Annotated in this window: 10 protein-coding genes; all 10 read left to right on the top strand. The window is 39.3% G+C overall.

The window, feature by feature from the left end; genetic code table 11:
• Positions 1-8 precede the first annotated feature (8 nt).
• The 10 genes from BFP77_RS01665 (at position 9) to BFP77_RS01620 (ending at position 13952) form a co-directional block, all read left to right on the top strand.
• On the top strand, positions 9-2411 hold the full coding sequence (locus BFP77_RS01665) for an ABC transporter permease (protein ID WP_099572342.1): 2403 nt from the start codon (positions 9-11) through the stop codon (positions 2409-2411).
• A 10-nt stretch (positions 2412-2421) separates the two neighbouring features.
• Positions 2422-4803: an ABC transporter permease gene (locus tag BFP77_RS01660; RefSeq protein WP_099572341.1), complete on the top strand. Its 2382-nt coding sequence runs from the start codon at positions 2422-2424 to the stop codon at positions 4801-4803.
• Between the two features lie 49 nt (positions 4804-4852).
• Positions 4853-7213: an ABC transporter permease gene (locus BFP77_RS01655; RefSeq protein ID WP_099572340.1), complete on the top strand. Its 2361-nt coding sequence runs from the start codon at positions 4853-4855 to the stop codon at positions 7211-7213.
• Positions 7214-7254: 41 nt separating this feature from the next.
• Positions 7255-9669, top strand: a complete 2415-nt coding sequence (locus BFP77_RS01650; RefSeq protein WP_099572339.1) for an ABC transporter permease — start codon at positions 7255-7257, stop codon at positions 9667-9669.
• Between the two features lie 20 nt (positions 9670-9689).
• Positions 9690-10355, top strand: a complete 666-nt coding sequence (locus tag BFP77_RS01645; RefSeq protein ID WP_099572338.1) for an ABC transporter ATP-binding protein — start codon at positions 9690-9692, stop codon at positions 10353-10355.
• A 275-nt stretch (positions 10356-10630) separates the two neighbouring features.
• Positions 10631-11770: an Mrp/NBP35 family ATP-binding protein gene (locus BFP77_RS01640; protein ID WP_099572337.1), complete on the top strand. Its 1140-nt coding sequence runs from the start codon at positions 10631-10633 to the stop codon at positions 11768-11770.
• Positions 11771-11781: 11 nt separating this feature from the next.
• Complete coding sequence (locus tag BFP77_RS01635; RefSeq protein WP_099572464.1) at positions 11782-12021, top strand: NifU family protein; 240 nt, start codon at positions 11782-11784, stop codon at positions 12019-12021.
• A 71-nt stretch (positions 12022-12092) separates the two neighbouring features.
• Entirely contained in the window at positions 12093-13151 is a 1059-nt protein-coding gene (locus BFP77_RS01630) for an NAD(P)/FAD-dependent oxidoreductase (RefSeq protein ID WP_099572336.1), read from the top strand.
• Positions 13152-13189: 38 nt separating this feature from the next.
• Positions 13190-13537, top strand: coding sequence for a four helix bundle protein (locus BFP77_RS01625; protein WP_099572335.1), 348 nt, complete (start codon positions 13190-13192; stop codon positions 13535-13537).
• 85 nt (positions 13538-13622) lie between these two features.
• The gene (locus tag BFP77_RS01620) at positions 13623-13952 is read left to right on the top strand and encodes a 2Fe-2S iron-sulfur cluster-binding protein (protein ID WP_099572334.1); all 330 of its coding nucleotides are present in this window, start codon (positions 13623-13625) and stop codon (positions 13950-13952) included.
• The last annotated feature ends 2 nt before the right edge of the window (positions 13953-13954 follow it).

Here is a 13954-nt window from a genome sequence, read left to right as displayed (position 1 = left end):
CATAGATTATGATAAGTACAGGATTAAAGATAGCATTCAGAGGATTTTTAAGAAATCGGTTTTTCACATCTTTTAATTTATTAAGTCTCGTAGGCGGACTTTTTGTCGCTTTCGTGGCAATTGGGTACATCGGATTTGAAAATAGTTATGATGAATTTCATGAAAATTCCGAAAATATTTACCGTGTGGGTTGGACCTATCGCTCTCAGGATTATAGTATTTTAGGTTTTGAAAACGGAGCCGATGATAAACAACTTAATGTGGTAAACGGTTTAAAAAAAATTCCCGGTGTAGAAAATGTAGCACAGTTCATAACCTCGGACAATCTTGAATTTATAGAATGGGGAGATAAAAGGGTGCAGGAAAAAGGATTTTTAACAACTAACACGCCGCTGGAATTTGCTTCACTTTTTACGTGGTCACCACTAATGGGGAGTTTTACCGATTTCGGTAAGGATTTTAATAAAGTACTATTGACCAAATCTACCGCATTCAAAATATTTGGTGGTGCAATGAATAACTCGTCCGAAATTATAGGTCAGGTTATCAATATAGGGCAAGAAAATTACAAAGTGGCCGCGGTTATCGAGGACGTGCCTATGAATTCTCATTTCGACTTCACCTTGGCCTTAAGTAATCCAAGAATTGATTATTGGGGCAGTAGGGTATATATGGGCGTTGCCGACAACATTTCGTATGACGAGGTGCAACTAAGAATGAATCAGGCGATGGCTAAGATAAACCCATCCGTGGTTAAGGATCCTCTTTATAAAGAACATTTTTTACAACCCTTGGAGGATATTCATCTAAAGTCCAATATTTTGTATGAACTGAAAACGCCCGGAAATTATTCGTTCATATATCTAATCGGGGGCTTTGCGATCTTTATACTTATAATTACGCTGTTCAATTATGCCAATTTTACTTTGGCCATTAAATCCAAACAAGGGAAGTCAATAGGAATCAAAAAGGCCATGGGAGCAAAGAGCTTCGCCGTAGCGAGACAATTTATATTGGAAGGAGTGTTATTAGCGCTATTGGCCGTGCCTATTTTGGCTCTATTGCTTGCATTGATAGTGCCTTCGTTCAACTCCTTAATGGGTGTAAATTTAAGTGCTAGTCTCTGGCAGAACCCTCAAACGTTTTTTTTAATAGTTGGCCTGGCAATTGTTCTGGGAGTATTGGCGAGTATAGCCCCGGCCCTATTTCTCTCTACCAAGAATGCTTTAAGTTTATTCAATCAAAAATTAAAGGACAATCGCTTTGAGCATTTTTCCATTCGCAAGTATCTTATAGTAAGTCAGTTTGTAATATTGATTTCTATTACCTCGGTATCTTATTTTGTTATCCAGCAAATGGATTTTATTGAGAATAAGGATGTAGGCTATAAAAAAGAAGGGGTGCTATATGCGTATACGTCATCCGAAAAACAGAATATTTTTCAAGAACGTCTTAGACAAGTTCCTTGGATAGACCATGTGGGTAATGGTTCCTCTTTTGGAATAGGCACTTTCAACCAGACAACGTATAAACTAAAAGGAATAGAAGAAGTTTTTGACGACGCCAATCAACTCTATCTAGACTATGAAGCTTTAAAGGCATACGGAATAGAAACCAGTATAGGTAGTGTTGAAGCAACTGGTAGAAAGACAATTATTAATAGAACTGCAGCAGAAAAATTCGCTAATGTTAAAAATGTTTCCGTTGAAGAACTTATAGGCACCACCGTAATCACAGAACCTGAATATACCTCGGAGGAGGGACAGGTGGGATTCCCCTTTGTAATTGATGGAATATTTGAAGATGTAAATATTTTTTCTTTACGAGAGCAAGTAGAGCCTTACTTCATAACACTTTCTCCAAACGTTCGTATGGCTGGGGTGAGTATTATTTCTTTCGATTCTGAGAAAACGGATTTAGTCACTGATAAGATAGCTTCTGTTTATGAAAGTATTGGAGATGTATTGCCTCTAGAGATTGAATTTTTGAGTCAAAATATTTCAAGTCTCTATACACAGGACAAGCAAACGGTAAACCTTATTTTTTGGATGAATATCTTAGCGATAGTGCTTGCTGCAATGGGTATTATAGGTATTACGGTATTTTTGGTAATAGCCAGAACCAAAGAGATAGGGATACGAAAAGTGCTCGGTGCTTCTGAATTTCATATCATTAAATCATCGGTAAGAGAGTATGTGCTCTATATAACAATAGCTCTACTCATTAGTTGGCCCATTGCCTACTATGGAAGTAAGCAATGGCTTTCTAATTTTGCGTATAGGATAGAGATTCAGCATCTAGCATTCTTAATAGTTGGTCTGGCAGTATTCTTAGGAACATCTATTTTGGTAGGTACTGTAGCGCTTAATGCAGCGAAGAAGAATCCCGTAAAAAGTTTGAGAACAGAATAAAACGTATAGAATGCTGATAAAATATGCGTTAAGGAATATTAGAAAGAGACCTGTTCTTAACAGTATTAAAATTGTTGGACTCTCACTAGGATTGTGTGGTGTACTATTCATTGCACTTTTCATTAAGAGCGAATTAAGCTATGATTTAGCGCATACCCCTACGGAACGTACCTACAGGTTCACTACTACGAATCCTGGCATTCTAAAAGGTAATCACTTTGCAAGGTTCACTGATGCCAAAAGCGTTCCCCAACTTGTGGAACAGTTTCCGGAGATTGAGGATTATTTGAGATTAATGCCCTTAAGGGATAGACTCATTCTAAAGGATGAGCAGCACTACGCTATTGATCAGGCTTTTGCGGTGGACGATACTTTTTTTAGAATTTTTAATATTGATTTCAAAGAAGGTAACAAAGAAACTGCGCTAAAGGAAATCGGCGGGGCCGTCATATCCCGATCACTGGCCCAAAAAGTATTCGGTGATGAAAATCCAATGGGAAAAATTATCTCCTTGCCACCAGGTCATTACAATTCCATTAAGACAACTTTTACCGTAACGGGTGTTATGGAAGATTTTGTAAAGGAAAGTCACCTTCATCCCGATTTGTTGGTGATGCCCGGCGAAGATGCCATGAACGGTTGGACCTATGTTTATTTGTTATTGAAGGATAAAGCGAGTGCTGTTGGACTTGATGGTAAGCTATCTACCAAATTAAACGAAATCTATGGTATAGCGGAAACTGAGACGGAAAAATATCAGGCGCATATTACCAATATCAAGGAAATTCATCTAAAATCTAATTTATTACGCGAAATAGAACCTAACGGTAATATGACCAATATTTGGTTGTTAAGTATTGCCGCTTTGATCCTACTCTTTATATCCCTAAGTAATTTTACCAGTCTAAATATAGGTATGGCTGGTTATCTTACTAAATTTCTAGCATTGCAAAAAATATTGGGGTCTTCCAAAAGAGTAATGTCGCGTTACTTTCTATTGGAAAGTGCGCTCATTATTTTTCTTTCGCTCCTAATTGTTTCTGTGATTTCCTTTCGGTTAAATAGTATGGTATTAGAGCGTTACCAAATTGACCTTTTTCAAGGCAACGGATTGTTTGTTCTGGGAGTTGTAGTGGTTTTTTCGCTCTTAGGTATTATCGCAGGAATGCAACCTGCTTTCAAGCAACGTTTTCAAAATGCTTCCTTAGGCAACCGTATCAAAGCAGATGGCGCCCTAGGCACGCATAAAGTACTTTTAATCGCTCAATTTGGCCTAGCCATGTTTTTACTGGTCGGGGTAATCGTTATTTCTCGCCAAACGAACTACGCTCTGGACAATTCCATGGCGGCCAAAGAGGATAATGTGGTATGTATTCCGTACGTGCATTCTGAAGTGCAAAAAGATTTTGGTCTCTTTAAAAATCAACTTTTAAAGCAAAGTGCAGTGGCATCCGTTTCTGCAATGATGGCACCTCCGGGAGGGGAAACAAATGATATGTTCTCTTTTGAGATGCAAAACGTCCCCAATAAGGAAGCGGAATACATAGGCGTATTTTCATGCGATAATTCTTTTGCCGATGTATTCGGACTTTCATTTCTAGGTGGTAAGAATTTCAACCAAAATAGTGTTGATCAAGACGGTAACGGGGAGTACTTGATTAATAAGACCGCCCTAAACTATTTGGGCTATCAAGATGCGAATGCCATAATCGGGGAGGATTTCGCTTTGGTATCGCCTGTGGAGGGTGTAACCATTCCAAAAGGAAAAATTATAGGAGTTGTTGAAGATTTTCACCTTTCCAGACTTCAGACCAAGGTAGAGCCTTTAGTATTATTCAAAAGGGAGAACAGTTGGCTAGAGAATATAGTGATATCCTATGAACCAACCGCTCGTGCAGAGGCCGTAGCATCGATTAAAACTACGTGGAACGAGTTGTTTCCAAAATATCCCTTGACCTATTATCAGGTAAGTAGTCTCTACAAAGAGGTGTACAAGACAGAACGGCTACAGGAAAATCTGATTTTAATATTTGCGTTAACAGCTGTTTTTATTTGTGCTATGGGCGTGTTGGGACTCTCGTTAATGGTAGCACAAAGAAGGGTTAAGGAAATTGGGATAAGAAAGGTGAACGGTGCCACGATTTCTGAAATACTGGTGATGCTAAATACCGATTTTCTAAAATGGTTGCTCCTTGCCTTTGTGTTGGCTACGCCGATTGCTTATTTCGCGGCAAGCAAATGGCTAGAGGCATTCGCATATAAAATAGATATAGAGATAGGAATGTTCTTGCTTGCAGGAGGAACAGTTATGGCTATAACCATATTTACTGTTAGTTGGCATAGTTATAAAGCGGCGAGAGTTAATCCTGTGACAAGTTTACGAACCGAGTAAGTCATCAACCTGTGCTGAGCGATGTCGAAGCATCAAAAAACGACCAACCATGTTAAAAAACTATCTAAAAATTGCCTGGAGAAATCTTCTTAGAAATCGAGGGTTTTCGGCATTGAATATTGCAGGACTCTCTACAGGTCTTGCTGCTACCGCATTAATTGTATTATGGATAGATTATGAGTTAAGTTTTGATAAATTTCACGAACGTGGTGACCGTATTTATCAAGTCTATAACAAATACCCCGTTGATGGTGAGATATGGACCTGGAATTCCACGCCAAAAATTATGGGACCTACCATTAAAAAAGACTTTCCTGAGGTAGAGCGCGTTTCCAGATATAATTATGATGATACTTATTTGTTTTCGGTCGGAGATAAGCGTTTAAAGGCAACAGGTACAATTGTAGATAAGGACTTTTTATATATGTTTAGTTTCCCATTGGTAAATGGAACCAATGAGACGGTATTTGAAGATGTAAATGCTGTTGTGGTAACGGAAACTTTTGCCAAAGAACTTTTTGGGGATAAAGACCCAATGGGCCAGGTCGTTAAAATTGATAATGACAATGTATTTAAGGTTACAGGGGTATTGAAAGACTTGCCCGAAAACAGTGAATTCCATTTTAAGTTTTTGATTCCTTGGTCCTATTTGAAACAGATTGGCCATGATGACAAGCACTGGGGCAATAACTCTATCGCTACCTATATTATGCTTAAGGAAAATGCGAACTTTGCCTCTTTTTCTCAGAAAATTAGTAACCTGCGAAAAATTCATGACAAGGATGCCGCAGATATGGTAACCTACCCATATCCTTTCTTTAGGAACTATCTCTACGGCGAATTCGAGAATGGAGAAGAAAAGGGCGGCAGGATAGGAGTCATCAGGGTATTTAGTATAATCGCTATCATCATTCTTCTGATTGCCTGTATAAATTTTATGAATCTAAGTACGGCACGAAGCGAAAAACGTGCTAAGGAAGTAGGCATACGCAAGGTCATAGGTGCCCAAAGAGGAGGGCTTATAAGTCAGTTCATTGGTGAGTCAGTATTACTTTCCACGGTAAGTGCACTATTGGCATTTGTGCTTTTATTACTAGTGTTGCCTAAATTTAACGAGTTGCTGCATATTGAGGCGCGTATAGATTATACCGACCCTTTATTCTGGGGCTCGGCTCTTGCCATTATTCTCTTTACGGGTCTCTTGGCGGGTAGTTATCCTGCTTTATATTTATCCGCCTTTAAACCCATTTCGGTTTTAAAAGGAACTTTTCAAAAGTTGAATTCTAAATTTAGTGCTAGAAAAGTATTGGTCGTAGTACAATTTGCTGCAGCCATTGTCTTTATTACCGCTACGCTGATTGTTAAGCAACAATTGAAGAAAGTTCAGAATAGACAAATGGGATATAGCAAGGATAATCTTATCTATACCTATATGGAGGGTGATGTAAAGCAAAAATATCAGGGGATTAAGAATGAATTACTTGCTTCAGGTGCCGTTACCTCGGTTACACGGACCGTTTCGCCGGTTACCGAAAACTGGAGCAATTCTTGGGATATGGAGTGGCAGGGCAAGGATTTTGAGGATAAAACATTAATTCTACGGTTTACGGCCGGTGAGGCTATTGCGAAGACCTTAGGATTGGAAGTGCTTGCGGGGAGAGATTTGAACCATACCCTTTACCCATCCGATAGCACGGCGATGTTAATTAATGAGACCGCTGCCATACATATGGGTTTTGAGGACCCCATAGGTCACATAGTGAAGGATATGGGAATGGATTGGCGCATCATAGGCGTGGTTAAGGATTTTGTGTTTACCTCTCCATTTCAAGACATAGAACCTGTAATTATTCATGGTAACGGAGAATGGACCAACTTTATCCATTTAAAACTAAACCCACGGCATAATACTAGCCAAAACCTAGGGAAAATAGAAAACATATTTAAAAAGTTTAATCCGGAATATCCTTTTAATTATGAGTTTGTAGATCAGCAATATGCATACAAGTTCGCGGATGAGAAAAGGACCCAAACCCTAGCAAATCTATCTGCACTGTTGACCATATTTATATCATGTTTAGGTTTGTTCGGTCTGGCTAGCTATATGGCTGAGAACCGAATTAAGGAAATAGGTGTTCGTAAGGTATTGGGAGCATCGGTTCAGAGCATAACAACGCTTCTTTCGATAGACTTTCTAAAGCTGGTATTGATTTCTATTGTATTGGGCGTACCTGTTTCTTGGTATCTAATGAGTAAATGGCTACAGGAATTTGCCTATAGGATACACATTTCTTGGTGGACTTTTGCCCTGGCGGGAGTTTTAGCCTTGGCCATAGCTTTCGTAACAGTAAGTTATCAAGCAGTAAAGGCGGCCGTTGTAAATCCCGTAGACTCTTTGAGAGACGAATAGTGTAACCTTCAATAAACATCAATCAAAAAATCGAATAAAACATGTTCAAGAACTATTTGAAAATTACCTGGAGAAATTTAGTAAAGGATAAGACCTTTACCCTTATCAACGTACTTGGGCTTTCCGTGGCTTTTGGAGTCGCTATTCTCTTATCGATGGCAGCGTTTTTTGATTTAGGATACAATAACTTCCACGAGAACGGTGACGATATCTATCAGGTTTATACCGTTGTACAAGCGCCAAAAGGACCAGAAGCAACAACAAGTCAGCCAGCACCTTTAGCGAGTGCTTTAAAAGAAGAGGTTCCTGGAGTGGCGAATATCACTCGTTTTCTTGAACAGGAGGCCTTGACACTTTACAAGGAAAAGGAGATTAATTTTGATGCTGCGTGGTTAGACAGTGCATTTTTTGATATGTTCACATTTCCAGTGCTAAAGGGGAATAAAGATAATCCGCTTCAAGAAAAGAATTCGGTCGTAGTTACTGAAAATACGGCCAATGCCCTATTTGGAGCGGAAGAAGCCGTTGGAAAAACCATTGCTATTTTAATTGATGGTGTTGAGGAACCCTTCACGGTATCAGCGGTAATCGGTAATCACGAAAATCAGAATACATTGGAATTTGATATTGCCATACCCTTTGAAAATCACGAAGGCTATGCTGATAGCATGGAAACTTGGAACGCTCAATACCACGCTGTTTATATGCAACTACAGCCTGAAATCTCCGTACAGCAGTTTGAGGGTAATACGCTTCCTCTTACCCAACTACATTACAGTAGCAATTCTGAACGACTAAAGCGCGATGGTGCTGTACCTAACGAGGCAGGTCAGTTTTTTCAAATTAGATTACTTCCTTTAAAGGATATTAGATTTACAAGTTTTGGAAAAGGGTTTGCAGAGGTAAGCCGCGCTGTTCCCTTTTTAATACTTGGCGTGGCATTTCTAATATTGTTCATTGCTAGCGTAAACTTTATCAATATGAGCGTTGCCAAAAGTGCACAACGTCTCCGAGAAATTGGGATGCGAAAAACGTTAGGGGCCCAAAAGATGCAGTTGTTCTTTCAATTTTGGAGTGAAAGTCTCCTTGTGTTTTTAGTATCCGTGGCCATAGGTGCCGCACTTAGTTTTTTATTGATAGATGAATTCAGGACCATCTTTAGGACGGCTATTTCATTTGAAATGCTGATGTCACCTACGATTATTATCGGTTTCTTTCTGGTAGTTTTTGTTATTACACTAGTAGTAGGGGGGTATCCGGCTTTATTGTTAAGTCGTTTGGGTACCATTCAATCTTTGAAAGGAAAATTGGAAACTTCTGGTAGCAACCGGGTTCGTAATGTACTTATGGTCGTACAGTTCGGTATTGCTATTTTACTCATTAGCGGAACTTTGGTATTGTGGAGCCAAGTAGACTATATGCGGAATAAGGATTTAGGATTTGATAAGGAACAGGTGCTTTCCTTTCCCATAGATGGCAAAAAGAATCCTTATGATGCCGTTCAATTGTTGAGAGAAGAACTCGCCGGCAACCCTAATGTTCTTGGGGTTTCTGCTTCTGACAATAATTTGGGGAGAGGAAAAGATGGTAGTCAATCTACCAGTGTATGGGGCTTTGATTATAAGGGAAAAGGAGTGCGTACCCATGCGTTGACCGTGGATTATGATTATTTTGAAACTTTAAGGCTAGAGTTGATTGCAGGACGTTCTTTTGATAAGAATTATCCCGGGGATACCCAAGCCGTTATCATCAATGAGCGTATGGCAAAAGAAATTGGGGAAACAGACCCTTTAACCGCCTCGTTGCCCATGAGTGACAGTCTTAGGTCTCCCATAATCGGGGTCGTAAAGGATTATAATTTTCAGGATATCTCAAAAGCTATAGCACCCTTGACATTTTTTCTGGATAGGGAATCCGGTCTGTCCTACGCTTTTGTTAAGGTAGCCCCGGTGAACATGGCCAAAACCTTTGATGCTGTAGAGGCGGCTTGGAAGAAAATTGAGCCGAACGCAGCATTTCTAGGTTCATTTTTGGACGAGAATATTGACAATACTTTCGTTAGGGAAAAAAAGATTGCGACCATGATTACCAGTGGCTCAATTCTGGCAATTACTCTAAGTTGTATTGGTCTATTTGCCATGTCCTTGCTCATCGTGGCACAACGAACTAAGGAGATTGGTGTGCGAAAGGTATTAGGGGCTAGCGTTTCCTCTATAACCGTATTGCTAACTAAAGACTTTTTACAATTAGTTTTAATTTCATTCGTGATTGCAACACCCATTGCTTGGTGGTTTTTGCGAGAATGGTTGGAAAATTATGAGAACAAAATAGAATTGAATGTCTGGTTTTTTGCAATAGCAGGAATATTGGCAATGGCCATAGCTTTTTTTACCGTAGGAAGTAGAACAATTACTGCTGCTATGCAAAACCCGGTGCGAAGTTTAAGAGACGAATAAGAAACAGTTAAAATAAAATCATGCTACTACAATTAAACAATATTTTTAAGTGGGTCAATTCAGGAGGCCAACGTATTTTTTTGTTAAAAGACATTAATCTAGAGGTTAAAGAAGGAGAGTTTATTTCGGTTATGGGGCCTTCGGGTTCCGGCAAATCTACCTTGCTAAACGTGATAGGTATGCTAGATGGTTTTGATGAGGGAGAATATCATTTTTTGGAGGAGTCCGTACATACCTTAAAAGAAAAACATAGAGCGAACCTGTACAAAGAATATATTGGTTTTGTATTTCAATCCTACCATTTGCTAGACGAATTAACGGTACAGGAAAATTTAGAAATGCCCTTATTGTACAAAAAGTATAAAGGCGCAGAACGAAAGGCTATGGTGGCAGATATGTTAGACCGTTTTAATATTGTTGGTAAAAAAGACCTGTTTCCGGCCCAGTTGAGTGGAGGACAACAGCAATTGGTCGGTGTGGCAAGAGCTTTAATTGCCAATCCTAAATTGATTCTGGCGGATGAACCAACAGGTAACCTGAATTCCCAGCAAAGTGAGGAAATCATGTCATTATTTAAAAAGTTGAACGAGGAAGATGGGGTTACGATTATACAAGTGACCCACTCCGAAAAGAATGCCGCCTATGGAACTCGTATTATTAATTTATTGGACGGAAGAAAGGTTTAGGTGCAGATGCGGTGATTTGTCCTAAATTTCTAAAAATTAGGATAAATCATCATATTTTTTAATTTTCTTACCATCAACCATCAACCATCAACCATCAACCATCAACCATCAACCATCAACCATCAACCATCAACCATCAACCATCAACCCTTATCCTGAGCCTAGTCGGGAATCGACCATCAACATAGCCTATTGTAACATACTACATTTCAATCCTACAGCTTCTTATTCTCGCCGTTAACGACTATCTTTGTTGTTTAGAATGAGTATATATAATGAAGTTAGATAAAAAGGATATTTTAAAGGCATTAGAGCAAATTACCGTTCCTGGTGAAGGTCAGAATATGGTAGAGAGTGGCGCCATAAAGAACATACAGATTTTTGGTGATGAGGTGGAGATTGATATAACCATTGCTAATCCAAGTTTACAGGCCAGAAAAAAGACTGAAGTAGAGATACTCAAAATAATCCACAAAGAGGTCTATGAAAAGGCGAAGATTAAAATAAATATTAAGGTAGACGCTCCGGCGAAACCAAAGACCAATGAGATAAAGGGAAAACCCTTGCCGGGTATTCAAAATATTATTGCCGTAGCCTCTGGTAAAGGAGGTGTAGGGAAATCTACGGTTACCGCCAATTTAGCCGTAACACTGGCAAAAATGGGTTTTAAGGTTGGTTTATTGGATGCGGATATCTATGGCCCTTCCATGCCCATTATGTTTGATGTTGCCCAGGAAAAGCCCCTTGCGGTAACTATAAACGGCAAATCGAAGATGAAACCAGTAGAAAGTTATGGCGTAGAATTACTTTCTATAGGATTTTTCACACAGCGAGACCAGGCAGTGATATGGAGGGGCCCCATGGCGTCCAAAGCATTAAATCAAATGATTTTTGATGCGCATTGGGGAGAGATAGATTTTATGTTGTTGGACTTACCACCAGGTACCGGAGATGTTCATTTGAGTATTATGCAAGCAATGCCGGTAACAGGTGCGGTGGTCGTAAGTACACCACAAGAAGTAGCACTGGCAGATGCACGTAAGGGTGTAGCCATGTTTCAACAGGATTCCATTAATGTACCTGTCTTAGGGATAGTAGAGAATATGGCCTATTTTACTCCTGCAGAACTTCCTGATAATAAATATTATATATTTGGTAAGGAAGGCGCCAAACATCTGTCAGAAGATTTAAAGGTCCCTTTTTTGGGCGAGATTCCTTTGGTACAGAGTATCCGGGAAGCTGGTGACGTAGGTCGCCCAGCAGCTTTACAGACAGCAACAGCTATTGAAAGTGCCTTTGAGGAGATTACCAAGAACGTAGTTCAGGAAGTAGTAAAAAGAAATAAGGATATACCGCCGACTGAGGCGATTAAAATAACAACAATGGCGGGTTGTGCCGCTGTTAAAAAGAAGTAGCTATGGCAACAATGACCGCAGATGAACTAAGAAGTAATGTGGAAAGAGCGTTGGAAGAAATCCGCCCTTTCTTACAGAGCGATGGTGGTGATATTTCTTTAATTTCCATTGATAACGACAATTCTGTAAAAGTGAAATTAGAAGGTGCCTGTGTTGGTTGCTCGGTAAATCAAATGACGCTAAAGAGCGGCGTAGAAATGACCATCAAGAAATATGCGCCCCAAATAGAAGAAGTAATTAATGTAAGCTAGTTTACTGATATAAATCATATATAGTTGACTTACCTATCCGTTAATTTTACGAGCCATTAATTACTTTACCAATGATTAAAACAGACATACTGATAATTGGAGCGGGCCCCACGGGTCTTTTTGCCGTTTTTGAAGCAGGTTTATTACAATTAAAATGTCATCTTATCGATGCCTTGCCACAAGCGGGCGGTCAATGTTCTGAAATATATCCTAAAAAACCTATCTACGATATTCCTGGTTTTCCAGAGGTGCTGGCAGGAGATTTGGTAGATAATCTTATGGAACAAATAAAACCTTTTCAACCAGGTTTTACTTTAGGAGAACGTGCACAAACGATTGAAAAGTTAGCGGACGGAACATTTATCGTTACCACCAACAAGGGTACAAAGCATCATGCGCCAATAGTGGCCATTGCCGGGGGACTCGGTAGTTTTGAACCTAGGAAGCCACTTTTAGAAAATTTGACAAAGTACGAGGATAACGGTATCGCTTACATCATTAAGGATCCGGAAGTCTATAGGGATAAAAAAGTGGTCATTGCCGGTGGTGGAGATTCTGCCCTGGATTGGAGCATCTTCTTGGCCGATGTGGCCAAAAAAGTAACATTGGTTCACCGTCGCAGTGAATTCAGGGGCGCTTTGGATTCCGTCGAAAAAGTACAGCATCTTAAGAATGAGGGTAAAATAGACCTGATTACACCTGCAGAGATTGTTGGCTTATACGGAGAAAGTAAACTGCAATCCGTCAGTATTAAAAAAAGTGATTCAGAAGACCTAATTACTCTAGAAGTAGATAATTTTATTCCCTTGTTTGGACTGTCACCAAAATTAGGACCAATAGGGGACTGGGGTCTAGAGATTGAAAAAAATGCCATAAAGGTGGATAATACTTTGGACTACCAAACCAATATTCCCGGTGTTTATGCCATAGGGGACGTAAATACATATCCAGGCAAATTAAAATTGATACTTTGTGGTTTTCATGAAGCAACGTTAATGTGCCAGAGTGCCTATCAACGAATTTATCCAGATAAAAAGTACGTAATGAAATATACTACGGTCGGAGGTGTCACTGGATTCGATGGTAGTAAAAAAGAAGCTCCAAAAGCGGTAGTAAAGTCTATCGACTAGTTGAACAGTGAACTAGTTAAACAGTGAATAATAAAAATATGACTGTACAACGTTTTGAGGATTTAAAAGTTTGGCAAAAGGCACAAGATTTGGCTGTAACGGTTTATAGTAATTTTTCTAATCATAAAGATTTTGGATTCAGAGACCAAATTACGCGAGCATCAATATCAATTTCTAATAATATTGCTGAAGGATTCGAACGAAAAACTAATCCGGATTTTAAAAGATTTTTATATTTTTCATTAGCTTCAAACAGCGAAGTTAGGTCTATGTTATATTTGTCAGAACGATTGCGTTATCTAACTAAAGAAGACGCTGAAATATTGATTAATGAAACCAATGAGATTTCAAAAATGTTATATACTTTTATCAAATCAATGAAATAATTTTATAAACTCAATCTCTAGTTCGTCAACAAACCATTTCATTAACAAACCATTTCACTGAACAAACTATTTCCTACCCCTTTTTATGGACATCAAAATAAAAATAATAGATAGAGAGGGTGTTCTTCACGAAATTGATGCCCCGACCGATATGAACATGAACCTTATGGAAGTAGTGCGTTCGTATGAACTTGCCCCAGAAGGTACTATAGGCATATGTGGTGGTATGGCCATGTGTGCTTCCTGTCAGTGCTACATAGAATCTAATCATGAGCTTCCAGAGAAGTCCGACGATGAAGAGGCCATGCTTGCCGAGGCTTTTAATGTAGAGGAAAATTCCCGATTAGGTTGTCAACTTCACATAACTGAAGATATGGCTGGGCTAGAGGTAGTGTTGGCTCCAGAGGAATCTTAGAC

This window comes from Maribacter sp. 4U21, assembly GCF_002742365.1.
GTDB lineage: Bacteria > Bacteroidota > Bacteroidia > Flavobacteriales > Flavobacteriaceae > Maribacter.
Note: the sequence above shows the minus strand (reverse complement) of the source record. Positions and strands in the feature narration are given on the sequence as shown.

Bases quoted from the DNA above. Each gene is read 5' to 3' on its own strand.
- BFP77_RS01630 (WP_099572336.1), top strand. From the start codon at position 12,093: ATGATTAAAACAGACATACTGATAATTGGAGCGGGCCCCACGGGTCTT.
- BFP77_RS01620 (WP_099572334.1), top strand. From the start codon at position 13,623: ATGGACATCAAAATAAAAATAATAGATAGAGAGGGTGTTCTTCACGAA.
- BFP77_RS01635 (WP_099572464.1), top strand. From the start codon at position 11,782: ATGACCGCAGATGAACTAAGAAGTAATGTGGAAAGAGCGTTGGAAGAA.
- BFP77_RS01645 (WP_099572338.1), top strand. From the start codon at position 9,690: ATGCTACTACAATTAAACAATATTTTTAAGTGGGTCAATTCAGGAGGC.
- BFP77_RS01650 (WP_099572339.1), top strand. From the start codon at position 7,255: ATGTTCAAGAACTATTTGAAAATTACCTGGAGAAATTTAGTAAAGGAT.
- BFP77_RS01640 (WP_099572337.1), top strand. From the start codon at position 10,631: ATGAAGTTAGATAAAAAGGATATTTTAAAGGCATTAGAGCAAATTACC.
- BFP77_RS01625 (WP_099572335.1), top strand. From the start codon at position 13,190: ATGACTGTACAACGTTTTGAGGATTTAAAAGTTTGGCAAAAGGCACAA.
- BFP77_RS01655 (WP_099572340.1), top strand. From the start codon at position 4,853: ATGTTAAAAAACTATCTAAAAATTGCCTGGAGAAATCTTCTTAGAAAT.
- BFP77_RS01665 (WP_099572342.1), top strand. From the start codon at position 9: ATGATAAGTACAGGATTAAAGATAGCATTCAGAGGATTTTTAAGAAAT.
- BFP77_RS01660 (WP_099572341.1), top strand. From the start codon at position 2,422: ATGCTGATAAAATATGCGTTAAGGAATATTAGAAAGAGACCTGTTCTT.